At 39.5% G+C, this 15428-nt stretch carries 13 protein-coding genes; 4 read left to right on the forward strand and 9 right to left on the reverse strand.

The window, feature by feature from the left end:
• Window positions 1-12: 12 nt before the first annotated feature.
• On the reverse strand, window positions 13-1446 hold the full coding sequence (locus ACZZZK_RS11140; RefSeq protein ID WP_463484188.1) for an MBL fold metallo-hydrolase RNA specificity domain-containing protein: 1434 nt from the start codon (window positions 1444-1446) through the stop codon (window positions 13-15).
• Window positions 1447-1506: 60 nt separating this feature from the next.
• Window positions 1507-1755 (reverse strand): YtxH domain-containing protein, encoded by a 249-nt coding sequence (locus ACZZZK_RS11145; protein WP_056851094.1) that lies wholly within the window; start codon window positions 1753-1755, stop codon window positions 1507-1509.
• Between the two features lie 79 nt (window positions 1756-1834).
• Between ACZZZK_RS11145 and ACZZZK_RS11150 the strand changes: the two genes are divergently transcribed.
• Complete coding sequence (locus tag ACZZZK_RS11150) at window positions 1835-2458, forward strand: HAD family hydrolase (protein ID WP_463484189.1); 624 nt, start codon at window positions 1835-1837, stop codon at window positions 2456-2458.
• Between the two features lie 44 nt (window positions 2459-2502).
• Here the strand turns inward: ACZZZK_RS11150 and ACZZZK_RS11155 are convergent, their stop codons facing one another.
• Window positions 2503-4341, reverse strand: coding sequence for a DUF6600 domain-containing protein (locus ACZZZK_RS11155; RefSeq protein ID WP_463484190.1), 1839 nt, complete (start codon window positions 4339-4341; stop codon window positions 2503-2505).
• Window positions 4342-4618: 277 nt separating this feature from the next.
• Between ACZZZK_RS11155 and ACZZZK_RS11160 the strand changes: the two genes are divergently transcribed.
• From ACZZZK_RS11160 to ACZZZK_RS11170, 3 genes are all read left to right on the forward strand, one after another.
• Window positions 4619-5320: an SAM-dependent methyltransferase gene (locus tag ACZZZK_RS11160; protein ID WP_463484191.1), complete on the forward strand. Its 702-nt coding sequence runs from the start codon at window positions 4619-4621 to the stop codon at window positions 5318-5320.
• Window positions 5321-5541: 221 nt separating this feature from the next.
• Window positions 5542-6324, forward strand: coding sequence for a hypothetical protein (locus tag ACZZZK_RS11165; protein WP_463484192.1), 783 nt, complete (start codon window positions 5542-5544; stop codon window positions 6322-6324).
• An 810-nt stretch (window positions 6325-7134) separates the two neighbouring features.
• Window positions 7135-9480: a Tex family protein gene (locus ACZZZK_RS11170; protein ID WP_463484193.1), complete on the forward strand. Its 2346-nt coding sequence runs from the start codon at window positions 7135-7137 to the stop codon at window positions 9478-9480.
• 97 nt (window positions 9481-9577) lie between these two features.
• Here ACZZZK_RS11170 and ACZZZK_RS11175 read toward each other — a convergent pair whose 3' ends face one another.
• The 6 genes from ACZZZK_RS11175 to ACZZZK_RS11200 form a co-directional block, all read right to left on the reverse strand.
• Window positions 9578-10051, reverse strand: coding sequence for a hypothetical protein (locus ACZZZK_RS11175; protein WP_463484194.1), 474 nt, complete (start codon window positions 10049-10051; stop codon window positions 9578-9580).
• Window positions 10052-10265: 214 nt separating this feature from the next.
• Window positions 10266-11345 carry a mechanosensitive ion channel family protein gene (locus tag ACZZZK_RS11180; protein ID WP_463484195.1) on the reverse strand — a complete coding sequence of 360 codons (1080 nt, stop codon included), beginning with the start codon at window positions 11343-11345 and terminating at the stop codon, window positions 10266-10268.
• A gap of 220 nt (window positions 11346-11565) precedes the next feature.
• Window positions 11566-12348, reverse strand: coding sequence for an indole-3-glycerol phosphate synthase TrpC (gene trpC / locus ACZZZK_RS11185; protein ID WP_463484196.1), 783 nt, complete (start codon window positions 12346-12348; stop codon window positions 11566-11568).
• A 198-nt stretch (window positions 12349-12546) separates the two neighbouring features.
• Window positions 12547-13131 carry an anthranilate synthase component II gene (locus ACZZZK_RS11190; RefSeq protein ID WP_463484197.1) on the reverse strand — a complete coding sequence of 195 codons (585 nt, stop codon included), beginning with the start codon at window positions 13129-13131 and terminating at the stop codon, window positions 12547-12549.
• A 39-nt stretch (window positions 13132-13170) separates the two neighbouring features.
• A complete protein-coding gene (locus tag ACZZZK_RS11195) occupies window positions 13171-14568 on the reverse strand; it encodes an anthranilate synthase component I family protein (protein WP_463484198.1) in 1398 nt (465 codons plus the stop codon).
• 382 nt (window positions 14569-14950) lie between these two features.
• Window positions 14951-15394: a cytochrome B gene (locus ACZZZK_RS11200; protein WP_463484199.1), complete on the reverse strand. Its 444-nt coding sequence runs from the start codon at window positions 15392-15394 to the stop codon at window positions 14951-14953.
• Between the last annotated feature and the right edge of the window lie 34 nt (window positions 15395-15428).

A 15428-nucleotide genomic window follows, 5' to 3' on the forward strand; every position in this document is an offset into this window, starting at 1 on the left:
CAACTACCTTCTTCAAGTTTGCGCTCCCTCTCCTTTGGAGAGGGCTGGGGTGAGGCTAAACTCCTGATGATATTCCGGAATAGCCACATGTTTAAATCCCTGGTCTTTTAATCGTGTTGCGAAATGCTGCTGAACTTCATATTCTCCATGCACAAGAAAAAGTTGCTTCACTTCCGCTGGGTCTTGACAAGACAAAAACTGCAATAAATCTTCGTAATCGCCATGCGCACTCATCGATTTTATTGCCTGCACTTCCGCCTTCACATCATATTCATCGCGGAAAATTTCCACCACTTTTTTACCAGCAACCAATTGCCCACCCAGAGAGTTGGGTTCGCAATAACCCACCATCAAAATGGTGTTTTTCTGGTTTCCTATATTGTTTCTAATGTGATGTTTCACACGGCCAGCATCTGCCATGCCCGATGCAGAAATAATTACACAAGGACGTGGATCATCGTTCAGTTTTTTCGATTCTTCTACACTTTCGATGAAACGCAAGCCTTTAAATCCAAAAATGTCGTGGTCAACTTTTAAAACTTGTTTTACACCATTATTGTAAACCTCAGGGTGGTTGCGCAAAATTTCGGTAGCCTTTGATGATAGCGGACTATCAACATAAAATGGAACATCTGGCAATTTTCCTTTTAACTCCAAGCCGTTTAGTGCATACAATAACTCTTGCGTTCTCCCAACCGCAAATGCCGGTATAATTACTTTACCTTTTTTTACGATACAGGTGTGGTTAATGATTTCGTAGAGCATATCCTCAATCGGATCGAGGTCTGTATGAAGTGAATCGCCATAGGTAGATTCCATCAAAATGTAATCAGCCTGATCGAATTGCTGAGGACTTTTCAAAAGTAAATCTCCATAGCGACCAACATCGCCAGAAAAGGTAATCCTTTTCGTGTCGCCGTTTTCGGTAATAGTTAAATGAACCGCCGAGCTACCCAAAATGTGTCCGGCATCGGTGAGTTTCAAACGAATGTTTTCATCAATTTCGAAATCTTCCTCATATTCCACAATTTTCATCTGACTCAAAGTCTGGGTCACATCTTCCTCTGTGTAGAGCGCCTCTTCCATTTCCTCACCTTCACGACGATGCTTATTCGAAAAATCAGCGTCCTGCATCTGGATCTTCGCTGAGTCCATCATTAAGATGCGGGAAAGATCCATTGTGGCGGGCGTACAAAAGATTTTTCCGCTAAAGCCATCGGCTACCAGTTTAGGCAACAAACCGCAATGATCAATGTGGGCATGAGATAAAATGAGATAGGTAATTTTTTGGGGATCGAAACCAAAATAGTCATTTAGTTTATCGGTAACACGACCCATTCCCTGAAACAGGCCACAATCTAGTAATATCTGGGTGTTATTTTTTAGGGTAATAAGGTGCTTACTTCCCGTAACTGTACGGGCAGCACCATGAAAGGCAATCTTCATTAGATGGTTAGAATTAATGTAGTATAAAAATGCCGGATATTTCCGGCATTTCCAATTTCTTTAAGCGTGAACTTCTGAGATTTTATCTTTAACTCTCTCTGCTACTCCAGAGGCTTTGTCTGCTAAACCTGATGCCTTATCTGCTAATCCAGCTAACTTATCTTTAGAAGCATCTAAAAGATCAGCAAAAAAATCTGAAACCTTACCTTTTAAATCACTAGATGAATCTGACGATAATGCTAATGCAATTGTTGCGCCTAATGCTGCTCCGGCTAAAACGCCCACTATAATTTTTGTCTCTTTTTTCATGGTTTTCGTTATTTAGTTATTAAACATATTAACCCTTAAGGTGTTTTAACTTTTTTTACCTTGCAAAAACCAAACCACAATGAAACAAGTATTTTTTATCGATTTAGATAACACGATCTACTTTACCAAACCGAATGAAGATGTTTTGATGAAAGGACTGTATGATTTGCTTGAGCAGCAAGATTTAAAACTCACTGACGAACAATATTTATCCGCAAAAGCGGAAATGCTAAGAACACCATTCTTAAAAGTGGCCGAAAAATACGAATTTCCAAAAGAGGTAACCGATCGTTTAATTGATTATCTATCGAATAGAGAAGTCACCAAAGCATTAATTCCGAGTGATGATTACCATAATATAAAAAGTTTAAAGGGCAGAAAGTTTATCGTTACCGCCGGTTTCCCTAAACAACAGTATTCAAAAGTGAAAATGTTAGGAATAGCTGATGATTTCGACGATGTTCAAGTTGTTGATGTAACTGTTAGCAATAAAAAACAGGCATTCTTAAATTTAATTGAAAAATTTAATCTGGATACTGAAGATATCCTGATCATTGGCGATGATGCAGAATCGGAAATTAAATATGGGCTGGAACTTGGCATCGAAACTTTTTTGCTGGATCCTGAAAACCTTCATCCAAATGCCAAAAGCACCTATATTGGAAAAAATTTAAGTCAGCTGCACCAGGCTGCGGGGCAGTAATTACCCAAAAAAAGTCCCGGTTTTCACCGGGACTTTTCATTAATTTATCCTCTGCCACCTCTTGATGGCCTGCCACCTTCAGCGCCACTTCTTTCGCCACCACCTCTTTGTTGTTGAGGGGCCGATTCAGTTCTTCTTTGTTCCTGGCGTTGTTGCATTTGTTGCTGTTGTTGTGCTCTTTGCTGTTGCTGTTGCGCATCACGTTGTGCTCTTTGTTGCTCTGCCTGCTGACTGCGTTGTTGCTGCATCTGCTGATCACGTTGAGCTCTTTGCTGTTCCGCCTGCTGACTGCGTTGTTGTTGCATTTGCTGATCACGTTGCGCTCTTTGCTGTTCAGCCTGCTGACTGCGTTGTTGCTGCATCTGCTGATCACGTTGAGCTCTTTGTTGCTCCACCTGCTGACTGCGTTGCTGCTGCATTTGCTGATCACGTTGAGCTCTTTGTTGTTCCGACTGCTGACTGCGTTGCTGCTGCATCTGCTGATCGCGTTGAGCTCTTTGTTGCTCTGCCTGCTGACCGCGTTGTTGTTGCATTTGCTGATCGCGTTGAGCTCTTTGTTGCTCAGCCTGCTGACTGCGCTGTTGCTGCATCTGTTCGTTGCGTTGTGCATTTTGTTGTGCTGCCTGTTCTGAACGTTGTTGTCTTTGGGCATCTCCTGAGCGGTCATTATTTCCTCTCGTCTCATTTTGAGCACGCTGCTGATCCTGACTCATGCGATCTTGCTGATTACGTTGCTGACGCATTTGGTTTGCCCGTTCCTGATCTTGACCTCTATTTACGTTGCCGTCATTGTTACGTTGGTCAATTCCATTTGAATTGCCTCTGCTGGTACGGCCATTTGCGTTTCTATCGTAAGCTTCACCCCTATTATTTGGTTGATTATTGTCACGACCGGCGTTAGCTTCATTTCCTCTATTCGGTTGGCCACCACGGTTATCGTTTCTGTTTCCAAAGCGGTTATCATTATTTCCCCTTTGATCATTATCGTTGCGATTGCCGTTGTTATCTCTACCAGGTTGATTACGGTTTGCGTAACCTTCATTTCTTCCACCTCTGCTTATCCCTGCATTTCCCTGCTCAAATTTCCTTGGAGCTGCATTGCGGTTATCGGCATTACGCTCTGGCCTTGGTCTGTAAATCGAAACCTCTCTTCCACCAACTCTACTTGCACCCGGGCGATTACTTTGCGCATACCTGTAAACAGTTACATCACGATTAGTTGCTCTTCTGATATCATCAATCCTCGGACCGCCATAATACGACCTTCTATTGTAAACGTAGGTATTATTGATGATCGTAGTATTGCGGATGTAAACATTGTTACGGCCGTAATCGTACCTTGGAAAAGTATTTATATAAATATTACGCTGAGGAATAAAATTCCAGCAGAACTCAGGAACTGAATAACGCCTTCCAAAGCTTAAATTAATGCTAATGCTTGGTGCCATTGGTGCCCATCCATAGTATCCATCGCCACTTCTCCAATCTACCCATGCTGGCCCCCAGTTTGTATCTGGCAACCAAATCCACTGGCGATAGCTGTTAATTACCCAACGGCCATAGTGAAACGGAGCCCAACCCCAATCGTAGTTCGAAACCCAGGTATTTCCATATTCTGTCATTGCCCAGCGGCCATTGGTATAATACGGGCGAAATTCGTTTTGATCAACATCAGGACGCCAAACATAACCGTATTGCGGATCTTGAATCCAGGTACCGTAAGGAGAAAGTTCATCATAAAAGGTTTGCATAGAAACATTCCCTGTGCTATAACCATCATCCTGATAATTGTCTTGATAGTCTTGTGCCCTGACTAAGGTGGTGGTTCCGGCAAGGAGCCCAAAAAGCCCCAGCACAATTGCCGATTTTTTCAGTGTTTTCATTTGTGTGTTTATTTAATAACCTAACTTGTGTGTATCAATTAGAGAACCAAAATTCATCAAGGTTTAATATGCTTGCATAGTTTTTCGTTTTTCGGCCTGATATTGCCTCTGAAGGCATATTTAACTAATATTTAACGTTTTAAGCGAAGCTTAATTGTGCAGAAAATAAGTCAGCCAGAAATAATATTTGCTACACCACTGTTTAGAAAATAGATTATATCGCATTAACGCAAAACTTTAGAACTAAAATTCTGTTTATTGTGCCTATTTTTGCAACATGCAAAACGGCACCTTATATCTTATTCCTGTTCCTCTGGCAGAAGAGGTTTCACACAAAACTTTTACTCCTTATTTGGTTGATACCATCAATCAGATTGATACTTACATTGTGGAGAATAGCAAAACAGCCCGTCGCTTTTTAAAAGAGGCCGGATTAAAAACGCCACAAAAAGACCTCATTGTACACGACTATGGCAAACATAACCGCACAGATTTAGGACAGTTTTTTAACGAACTAAAGGAAGGAAAAGACGTTGGTTTGATGAGTGAAGCAGGTTGCCCGGGCATTGCAGATCCAGGTGCAGAAATTGTTGCCGAAGCCCACAAACGTGGTATCAAGGTAGTTCCTTTGGTTGGCCCAAGTTCGATCTTGTTGGCTTTAATGGCTTCAGGATTTAATGGACAAAGTTTTGCTTTTTGGGGATATTTACCAATAGATAAAGAACAGCGCACCAAACGGATTAAAGACTTAGATTTATCAGCAAGTCGCTACAAGCAAACACAAATTTTTATCGAAACGCCTTTTCGTAACAATCAGCTTTTTGAAGAGGTGTTAAAAAGTTGTAAACCCAACACGCAGATTTGCGTGGCCAGCAACCTCACTGCTGAAGACGAATTTATCAAAACCCAAAGCGTTTACAATTGGCGCAAAGAAGAAATTGATCTTCATAAAAAACCTACTATATTTTTAATGTATTAAAACAAATGGCCTGTGACGAACAGGCTTTTTATTTTAATACATCCGTCGGCTGAAGCCGGATGGCAATAAAGGGCATATGTGCAGTGGAAAAATTTTAACGCCACGGTCTGTGTCCTCAAAGCCCGAAACAATAAATCGAGATCAAGAAAAGGTATTTCCAATGAAAAAAATTGAGAAGATTTTTTTTTTAAATTGTCAACATTTCAAGGTTAATCGATATCATGATGATGCAACTAGAATTTGCGCAAAAGGCAAAAGAAATATTTTCAAAAAATGAAAACGTAATTGGTTTAGCTGTAGGCGGATCGTGGCTAAGCAACCAAATAGATGAATTTTCTGATTTGGATTTAATTGTGGTAACAGCAGAAAAGATTACCGATGATAAAACTTTGATGATGCAATATGCCAAAAGTTTGGGTAATTTTTTATCGGGCTTTACCGGTGAACACGTTGGCGAACCCACAGTTTTAATATGCCTTTATGATAATCCGTTGCTCCATGTAGATTTAAAATTTGTTACGCGGGAAGAATTTCATGTCCGGGTGGAAACACCTCATATACTTTTCGATAGAGATGGCCAACTTCAAAGGGTATTAGATAATTCAGAAGTAAGCTTCCCTTTTCCAGATTACCAGTGGATTGAAGATCGGTTTTGGACCTGGATACATTACGCATTGTTGAAACTTGGACGAGGTGAATATCTGGAAGCTTATGATTTTTTAGGTTTTTTAAGAATGCTTGTATTTGGCCCGCTGCTGCATATCAAAAACGAAAAGTTGCCCCGAGGCGTAAGAAAAGCTGAAATGGACTTAATGCCAAAAGATTTCAAAGGTTTAATTAGTACGGTTCCGAACTACGAGAAAGATTCAATAATGATTAGTTTGAAAAATGGCATTGAATTGTATAGGCAACTTAGAACATCGCTTTATAACAATGCAGTTGACATCAATCAAACTGCAGAGCAGAAGGTAATGGACTATTTCGAATATATTGAAAAAAGGTAGCATACCAATACTACAAACTCGGCTAGCTTCGATTAATATGAATTGAACAAACCGCTTAATTTCCCTTTCGGCCAGATGAAAAAAACGCAAGCAGTAGCCATTCCTTAACCTCTACTACCGTGGTCTGTGTCCCCACAGATCACTTCTGTTAATTTCCGCCCAACCGAAATCCCAATACAACGCAGCACTAGAAATTTTTTAGCTTTATAACAACTGCTAACCTTTGCAAAGCAAATAGCAATACTCAACTAACCACCTAAACTGGATTGCAGCGATATCGCCCGATTTTTCATCGGGCATTTAGCGGAAAGCCAGACGAACATTAAAATCAACAACTGTCTTTGCTTTCCAATCCTCATCATTCGCTAATCAACAATTAAAACGTCCATCAATCTGTAAATAAACCATTAATTTCTGCTACCGTGGTCTGTGTCCCCACAGATCACTTCTGTTAATTTCCGCCCAACCCAAATGCCAATACAACGCAGCACTAGAAATTTTTTAGCTTTATAACAACTGCTAACCTTTGCAAAGTAAATAGCTGTAGTAACCTAGCCACCTAAACTGGATTGCAGCGGTATCGCCCGATTTTTCATCGGGCATTTAGCGGAAAGCCAGACGAACATTAAAATCAACAACTGTCTTTGCTTTCCAATCCTCACCATTCGTTAATCAACAATTAAAACGTCCATCAATTTGGAAATAAACAATTAATTTCTTCACATTTTCTGGTGGAAAACTTGATTTTAAAAATCGTAAAATACGGCAAATCCTAATTAGCTTTGCTGCCTTTAATATTGAATACATTATATGCTAGCTCATCATAAAATAATTGCTGCAGAATTAAAAGTTGCAGAAAAACAAGTAACCGCCACTGTAAGTTTATTGGATGAAGGTGCAACTGTGCCCTTCATTTCACGTTACCGTAAAGAATTAACAGGAAGTTTAGATGAAGTTGAGGTAGCGGCAATTCGCGACCGCGTTACGCAGTTAAGAGATTTGGACAAACGCCGTGAAGCGATTCTAAAATCGATGAACGATCTTGGCAAATTAACGCCTGAGTTGGAACAAAAAATTAACGAAGCTGAAACCATCTCCTTACTTGAAGACATTTACCTGCCTTACAAACCTAAGCGTAAAACAAGGGCTTCTGCGGCAAAAGAAAAAGGTTTAGAGCCTTTGGCGTTACAAATTTTCGATCAGAAAAACTTCGATTTAGATGCAGCTGCTGATCAATATTTAGATGCAGAAAAGGGCGTTAATTCTTTGGAGGAAGCCCTGGCTGGAGCACGCGATATCATTGCGGAAATGATTTCGGAAAATGCAGAGGCCCGGACCAAAATGCGCAGTTATTTTCAAGAAAAGGCTGTTTTCAAATCAGAAGTAATCAAGGGAAAAGAAGAAGAAGGAATTAAGTATAAAGATTATTTCGAGTGGAATGAGCCTGTTAAAACGGCGGCATCACACCGTGTTTTGGCGATGCGCCGGGGCGAAAAAGAATTGATTTTGAGACTTGATGCTTTACCACCTGCAGAAGGCGCCATTGAACTGCTTCAAAATCAGTTCGTATTGGGTCATAATGAGGCTTCGAAACAGGTACAACAGGCTTTGGAAGATGGCTACAAGCGTTTACTGGAACCGGCAATGGAAACTGAACTGCGGGTGCTAACCAAACAAAAGGCAGATGAAGAAGCTATTCGGGTTTTTGCCGAAAATGCACGCCAGTTGTTGTTGGCAGCACCAATGGGACAAAAAAACGTACTAGCTATTGATCCTGGTTTTCGTACTGGTTGCAAAGTGGTTTGTCTGGATAGCCAAGGCCAACTATTAGAGAACACCGCCATTTTTCCTCATACCGGGCAAGGAAATGTTAAAAATGCTGAAATAACCATCAAACAACTCTGTGAAAAGCACAACGTTGAAGCAATTGCGATTGGCAATGGAACGGCAGGAAGAGAAACAGAAGCCTTTATTCGTGGGTTGAACTTACCTGATATTACCATTGTAATGGTTAACGAAAGCGGTGCATCCATCTACTCTGCATCAGAGGCTGCCCGTGAAGAATTCCCCACACAAGATATTACCGTTCGTGGTGCTGTTTCAATCGGTCGCCGGCTTATGGATCCTTTGGCGGAGCTGGTAAAAATCGATCCAAAATCAATCGGTGTTGGGCAATACCAACACGATGTTGACCAAAATAAACTGCAAGCCAGTTTAGATGATACCGTAGTGAGTGCGGTGAATGCCGTTGGGGTAGAATTGAACACGGCATCGAAACAAATTCTTGCTTACGTTTCTGGCTTAGGCCCAACATTAGCCCAAAACATAGTTGATTACAGAAATACTCATGGTGCGTTTAAAAACCGTGAAAGCCTTAAAAAAGTACCCCGTTTAGGCGATAAGGCCTACGAACAAGCGGCAGGTTTCTTGCGCATTCGTAATGCGGAAAATGTTTTAGATACCAGTGGCGTTCACCCTGAAAGATATGCTGTAGTTGACAAAATGGCCAAAGATTTAGGTACAACAATTTCTACTTTGATGAAGGATAGCCAGCTACAAAAGCAAATTAAACCGCAGCAATATGTAACTGATGAGATTGGTTTACCTACGCTAAACGATATTTTAAAGGAGCTGGCTAAGCCAGGCCGCGATCCACGTGAACAGTTTGAAGCTTTTAGCTTTACGGATGGCGTGAACGAAATAAGCGATTTAAGAATTGGCATGAAACTGCCGGGAATTGTAACCAACATCACCAATTTTGGTGCCTTCGTAGATATTGGCGTTCATCAGGATGGCTTGGTTCACACCAGTCAGCTGGCTAACCGTTTTGTGGCTAACCCGAACGATATTGTTAAGGTACACCAAAAAGTAGAAGTTACTGTGATGGAAGTAGATGCGGCTCGGAAACGAATTTCTTTATCAATGAAAAGTGAGGTTAGTGCTAAGCCTAATGGGGTTAAGAGCAAAGACCAAGGAACAAAGAATAAGGAGCAAGGATCGAAGAACAAGGAGCAAGGAGGAAGGAACAAAGAGCAAGGAGGAAGGAACAAAGAGCAAGAAGCAAAAAGTTTTGCGCAGAAAACTCAGCCAGTAAAAAAAGATGCTGATGGTGATTTGCAAGAGAAATTGGCAAAACTAAAAGGGTTGTTCAAATAAAAGCTTCCCAAAACTTAAACAAAAAGCGGAGAAATCTTGACACATGGAAGTGTTTTATCAAGAATTCTCCACTTATTCAATCGACCGAATTAGTAAATTAATAGTCGTATTTATGCGTGTAATCGGCGGTTGAAGTAACAGTGATATTTTGGTCGTTTGTAACCACATCGCCATTAACCTCTGCTTTAAAACTAATTTTAAACGGCGGATTGTTCGCACCTGGGTTTAAGCATTGTTGGCTGGTAGTTACTAACCTTAAAGGCGTAGTACTTTCAATTACATAGGTTTTTGTAGCACCCAGAAAATCGTTTTTCCCTAAAGAAATTCCTGTTTCATTGTTTTTGGTAACCCCATTAACCTTCCAAATAGTTTTAGCGTTATCAAGTGTAGCACCTACAAAAACGAAGGAAACATAATCTTGTTCTTCTACCCCATCTACAGTTATGGTAAACTTGAAGTTTTTATTTTCAGAATCTCCAGGAGTGTTATTGCTGTCTTTTTTGCAAGAAGATAATACGGTTAACGTGAGCAACGGCAAGATTGTGAAAAGTACTTTTTTTAAATTTTTCATAGAAAATGTGTTAAATAATTTTCCCTAGAAAAAACAACAACTATACCAACGGACGCGAACTTAATTCATTTTATAACTCCGCAAATGTTCCCAAAAGTTAACTTTCAGATTATCAGAGCAAAACTTTAAGGAATAAAAATGTAACTTTAAAATTACATTTTACCTAACGGATAAACATGGTTGTAAGAGTGTTTAAATCCTTATACAGTTCTATTTATAAATTTTGAAACTTATCTTTATGTTCAATTCTTGTTTTTGGTAAACTTTCAGGATAGTTATTTTGAATAAAAGTAATCATCGATTCGCGAACGTAACACCTTAAATCAAAAGCTCTTGAAGAGTTGGAGGCACTCATTAAAAATCGAATTTCAATAGAGCCATCTTTATTTGTATCGGTAACCTGAACCACATTTACTCTTTTATCCCAAAGGGGATTATCAGTTAAAAGCCGCGTGAGCTCCTGGCGTAAAGGTTCAATTGGAATGGTATAATCCATATACAGGAAAACCGTTCCCAGCAAATCAGCAGATACACGGGTCCAGTTTTGAAAAGGCTTTTCGATGAAGTAGGTAATTGGCAAAATCAGTCGCCGTTGATCCCAAATGCTCACCACCACATAGGTTAAAGTGATTTCTTCTACCCTTCCCCATTCACCCTCCACAATTAAAACATCGTCGATTCTTATCGGTTGTGTAAAAGCAATTTGGAAACCTGCTAATAAATTCCCCAATGATTTTTGTGCGGCGAAACCGATGATAATTCCACCGATTCCAACACCAGTAAGTAAACCTGCACCAATTTTTCTCATGCTTTCAAAACTGAGCAAAATAATAGCTGCTGTAATGATAATGATTAATGAAACGATAAATTTTCTAACAAACTGAAGCTGGGTACGTATTTTTCTCTCTTTGAGATTATTCTCTTTATTAAGATCATATTTAAGATAAAAGAAATCTTCTAATACATTTATTAACCGGATAAGGATGAGTGCAAATACTGCGGTCAATGCAATCTCTATCGCTTTATCAATATGCTGTCGGGCAGTAGAAGACATTACCATCAAATCCAAAGAAGAGTTTAATAACAATAAGGGAATGAATACCGCGATAGGTTGCCGAAGGTGTTTAATCGTAGATTTGATAATAATGAAATCCCACCAACGCGAAAGCAAAAGGAAAGTTTTATGGACAAGGTATTTAATAAGCAAGCCAACCAAAATGGCTATGATACCGATACTTAGGTTTTTAACGAAAATAGGAACGGGATAACCAAAAAAGTGGTCAAGGTACTGCATAAACGAAATTTGTTGGTTAAATAATAGAGATTACTCTTATGTTTAACAACAGCGTTTATGGTTTGTTTGCGAAAGAATTTTATGAGGTAGAATACCAGTAAAAACGTGGCGAAGCAAATGGTTGAACTACTCCATGTAAGAATGGTCACATTGAGCTAGCCGAAACGCAGGATAAATGTTTTCGACAGGCTCAGACTGACAAAATTTAAGAAGATCGTTTTTAAATTTCCGCTACAAATTCTCTAATCGAAGCGCCAGGATCAACGGTCTTCATAAAATTTTCTCCGATTAAAAACCCGTTGAAGCCTGCTGCTTTAAGCTCTTTTATGGTTTGCGGATTACTAATGGCACTTTCCGAAATTTTCAGAAATTCATCTGGAATTTTGTTCACCAAATCGAATGAAGTTTGGATATCAACGGTAAAATCAGCCAGATTTCTGTTGTTTACACCAATGGCATCCAGGTTTGGGCAAATGCTTCTTTCCAGTTCTTCGAGGTTGTGCACCTCTAACAATACGTTCAGGCCCAAATCTTTCGCAAATTTCCCATAATCGCTGATTTGCTTTGGAGTTAGAATTGCCGCGATTAACAAAATGATATCTGCGCCCCAGGCTTTGGCTTCCAAAATCTGATATTCATCAATCATGAAGTCCTTGCGAAGAATGGGAATATTGTTAGCTGCTCTTGCGGCCAATAAATCATCGGTTTTCCCGCCAAAAAAATCAACATCCGTTAGCACAGAAATTGCAGATGCACCAGCATTATTGTACGCAAGCGTAACTTCAGCAGCATCGGCTATGCCATTTATTAATCCTTTTGATGGCGAACGGCGCTTGAACTCGGCAATGATTCCGGTTCTTTCCTTAGCCAATAAAAACTCTTTAAAAGAATAAGGTGTACGCTTAAAGTGATCAGCTTTTTCCAAATCCTGTATTGAAATGAGTCGCTTTGCATCAGCAACTTCTTCTTTTTTACGTAATACGATTTTATCTAAAATATTCATGTGTGATTCTAAAACATGCAATGAGAAACTTGTCAAGCCAAAGCAGCGCACCTACGTTCGATTTAAAACCGGCCTAACAAATTTTTGGGGATTTTCTATCCAAGCCAAAACACTCACTTTAATACAAAAATTTTCAGCCGGTGTTTTTTGTTTCTTTTTGACATCAAAAAGAAAATAGCCCGTCCGGCGAGGACTAAATTAACTCGTTAACCAGTTTTCCATCATTTGTTTTCCATGCTCTGTCAATACACTTTCAGGATGAAACTGTACCCCGCGAACATCCAAACTTTCGTGTCGCAAAGCCATAATTTCGCTCTTGTGGTCTCTGGCGGTGATTTTTAAACAGGATGGAAAATTTTCTTTACTCACTACCCAACTGTGGTATCTGCCCACGTTTATCGTTTGCGGGCACTCCCAAAACAAAGGTTCATCGCCATCTACCACGGTAACCGGCGTGGCAATTCCATGCATCGGTCTGCCGAGGTTTAGTAGCGTACCGCCAAAAGCTTCAGCTATCGCCTGCTGACCCAAACACACTCCAAAAATACTCTTTGTTGGCGCATACGTTTTAATTACATCCAATAATAATCCAGCCTCTTCCGGAATACCAGGACCAGGAGAAAGCAAAATTTTATCGTATTGTGCCACATCAGCCAATTCGAATTTATCATTTCTCCAAACTACCGCTTCGTAGCCTACTTCGTTAATTAAATGAACGAGATTATAGGTAAAACTATCATAGTTATCGATCACTAAAACAGTCTTTTTGTCTTTATTTTCCATTGATCATCCTTCTTTTATAAACACTATCCTTTTTCATCCTTAAATGCCTTCGGCCATTTGCAATGCTTTACGCAAGGCCGCAATCTTATTATTCACTTCCTGCATCTCCATTTCCGGAACAGAATCTGCCACTATTCCTGCGCCCGCCCGGTAGTGCAATTCGTTATTCTTGCTCATAAAAGTCCTGATCATAATGGCATGATTAAAATCTTCGTTAAAGCCCATAAACCCAATTGCGCCAGCATAAAAATTCCGCCCGAGCTTTTCATTTTCATCGATCAGCTGCATGGCTTTATATTTTGGGGCACCACTTAAAGTTCCTGCCGGGTAAGTATCTGCCACCACTTTAAACGCACTTACATCCTCCTGCAAATGTCCGCTTACTTTACTTACCAGGTGAATCAAATGCGAATAATATTGTACTTCTTTAAATGATTTTACTTCTACCCGATTACAGTGACGACTTAAATCATTTCTGGCTAAATCAACCAACATCACATGTTCTGCACTTTCTTTCGGGTCTTGCTCTAACTTTTTCGCTTGCTCTGCATCTTCAATATCATTACCACTGCGTTTAAAGGTTCCGGCAATTGGAAAAATATTGGCGGTATTATTTTTAATTGTGATTTGCGCCTCCGGAGATGAACCAAAAAGCTTGAAGTTGCCATAATCAAAATAAAACAAATATGGCGATGGGTTAATGGAACGCAAACAACGATAAACGTTAAATTCATCACCAGAAAATGCTTGCTTGAACGCCCTGGAAGGAACAATTTGAAAAACATCCCCTCTGTAAATATGCTTCTGTAATTTTTCTACCAAGTCCATAAAACCCTGATCAGTTAGGTTTGAGCTTTCCTCTCCCCGCAGCTGAAATTTGTATTCCGGATAATTTTTGTTCTGGATGAGATACTCCATCTTTTCCAATCCACCTTCTTCTTCTCCCTCAAAAGTATTTTTGAAAAGGGTGATTTCATTTTTGAAATGATCAATTGCAATGATGTAGCGATACAAATGATACTGCATTTCTGGGATCTCCTCTCCCTCCGGAGTTTCAGAAATGAATTTAATATCTTCGAAATGCTGAACGGCATTCCAGGTAAAATACCCGAATAAACCGCTTGAAATAAATTTGATTTCAGGCAATTCTGTTTCTTTAAACTGATCTTTGAAATCGGCTATTTCATCAATTAAATTTTTGCTTTCTTTTATTGCTACCGTTCCGTCTGGGAAATAAGTTTCTAAACGACTACCCTTCAAAACAATCCCGGCAACAGGTTCGGCACAAACAAAACTCATCGAGTTTTCACGACTATGATAATCAGAACTTTCAAGCAATATGCTATTCGGATACACATCGCGTAAGCGTAAATAAATGCTCACAGGCGTGGTCGTATCGGCAAGCATTTTTTTGTAAGTGGTATTAATTTTAAACATTTTCTATCGTCATTGCGAGGAGGAACAACGAAGCAATCTCCTCTCTGTAATTTTTTTTAAAAACAAAAGCCCGGCGTGTGGTTCTACGCCGGGCTTTAATGGTTCAATTAGGTTTAGGTTGATAAAAATATTTTCCTCATACGCAGCCGGCGCAATTCTGTTTTGAATTACTTTGCCAAAGCCCGGTATGTATATTGTTAATCATGTGCGACAAAAATATAAAGAATTTTGAATAATGGAAATATTTGTGAAATTTCCTATAAACATTAACCTAATAAATAAGGAAAACTAATTCTTGAATTGAATTTCCCTTATTGAATTGAAAATTTATTTACTCAATCTTTACTGAAACGATAATCTGCTATCAATAAAGCAATAGTTTTTAAGAGATCCCAAAAAATGATCTTCCAGGAACGTTTTTCGTCATTATCAAAATCGAAACAATAATTAGTATCAAAGCCAGGCCAAAGAAAATTGCGATGGTGCGGTGTTTGGCTACCGCATCTGCAACCTTTTTAGATCTTGCATTACCTACTGTAATCAAAATGATTGCAATAAGCATCATAGACGTATGTTCTACCTTGAAGTATCTTCCTATTGCATCGCTCATTGGCAGTTTTGTTAAAGGGCTAAAAAAGAACAATACCAATCCGATAAGAAATTGAATATGAGCACTAATTAAAGTGAATACATTTAACTTCCGGTTGCCTTCTGTGTAAGTTTTATTGCCAAACCACCCCGATAAAGCGTTAACAACGGCAACAACTAATAAAATTAATACGATGTAGCGCCATCCAGAGTGCGCAGATTTTAAAATATTGTACATTTTGATCTAATATGTTTCTTCAAAAATAGGGAAT

Source organism: Pedobacter sp. AC163, from assembly GCF_979258665.1.

Bases quoted from the DNA above. Each gene is read 5' to 3' on its own strand.
- ACZZZK_RS11150 (WP_463484189.1), top strand. From the start codon at position 1,835: ATGAAACAAGTATTTTTTATCGATTTAGATAACACGATCTACTTTACC.
- ACZZZK_RS11145 (WP_056851094.1), bottom strand. From the start codon at position 1,755: ATGAAAAAAGAGACAAAAATTATAGTGGGCGTTTTAGCCGGAGCAGCA.
- ACZZZK_RS11190 (WP_463484197.1), bottom strand. From the start codon at position 13,131: ATGGAAAATAAAGACAAAAAGACTGTTTTAGTGATCGATAACTATGAT.
- ACZZZK_RS11180 (WP_463484195.1), bottom strand. From the start codon at position 11,345: ATGCAGTACCTTGACCACTTTTTTGGTTATCCCGTTCCTATTTTCGTT.
- ACZZZK_RS11140 (WP_463484188.1), bottom strand. From the start codon at position 1,446: ATGAAGATTGCCTTTCATGGTGCTGCCCGTACAGTTACGGGAAGTAAG.
- ACZZZK_RS11200 (WP_463484199.1), bottom strand. From the start codon at position 15,394: ATGTACAATATTTTAAAATCTGCGCACTCTGGATGGCGCTACATCGTA.
- ACZZZK_RS11155 (WP_463484190.1), bottom strand. From the start codon at position 4,341: ATGAAAACACTGAAAAAATCGGCAATTGTGCTGGGGCTTTTTGGGCTC.
- ACZZZK_RS11175 (WP_463484194.1), bottom strand. From the start codon at position 10,051: ATGAAAAATTTAAAAAAAGTACTTTTCACAATCTTGCCGTTGCTCACG.
- ACZZZK_RS11160 (WP_463484191.1), top strand. From the start codon at position 4,619: ATGCAAAACGGCACCTTATATCTTATTCCTGTTCCTCTGGCAGAAGAG.
- ACZZZK_RS11195 (WP_463484198.1), bottom strand. From the start codon at position 14,568: ATGTTTAAAATTAATACCACTTACAAAAAAATGCTTGCCGATACGACC.
- ACZZZK_RS11165 (WP_463484192.1), top strand. From the start codon at position 5,542: ATGATGATGCAACTAGAATTTGCGCAAAAGGCAAAAGAAATATTTTCA.
- trpC (WP_463484196.1), bottom strand. From the start codon at position 12,348: ATGAATATTTTAGATAAAATCGTATTACGTAAAAAAGAAGAAGTTGCT.
- ACZZZK_RS11170 (WP_463484193.1), top strand. From the start codon at position 7,135: ATGCTAGCTCATCATAAAATAATTGCTGCAGAATTAAAAGTTGCAGAA.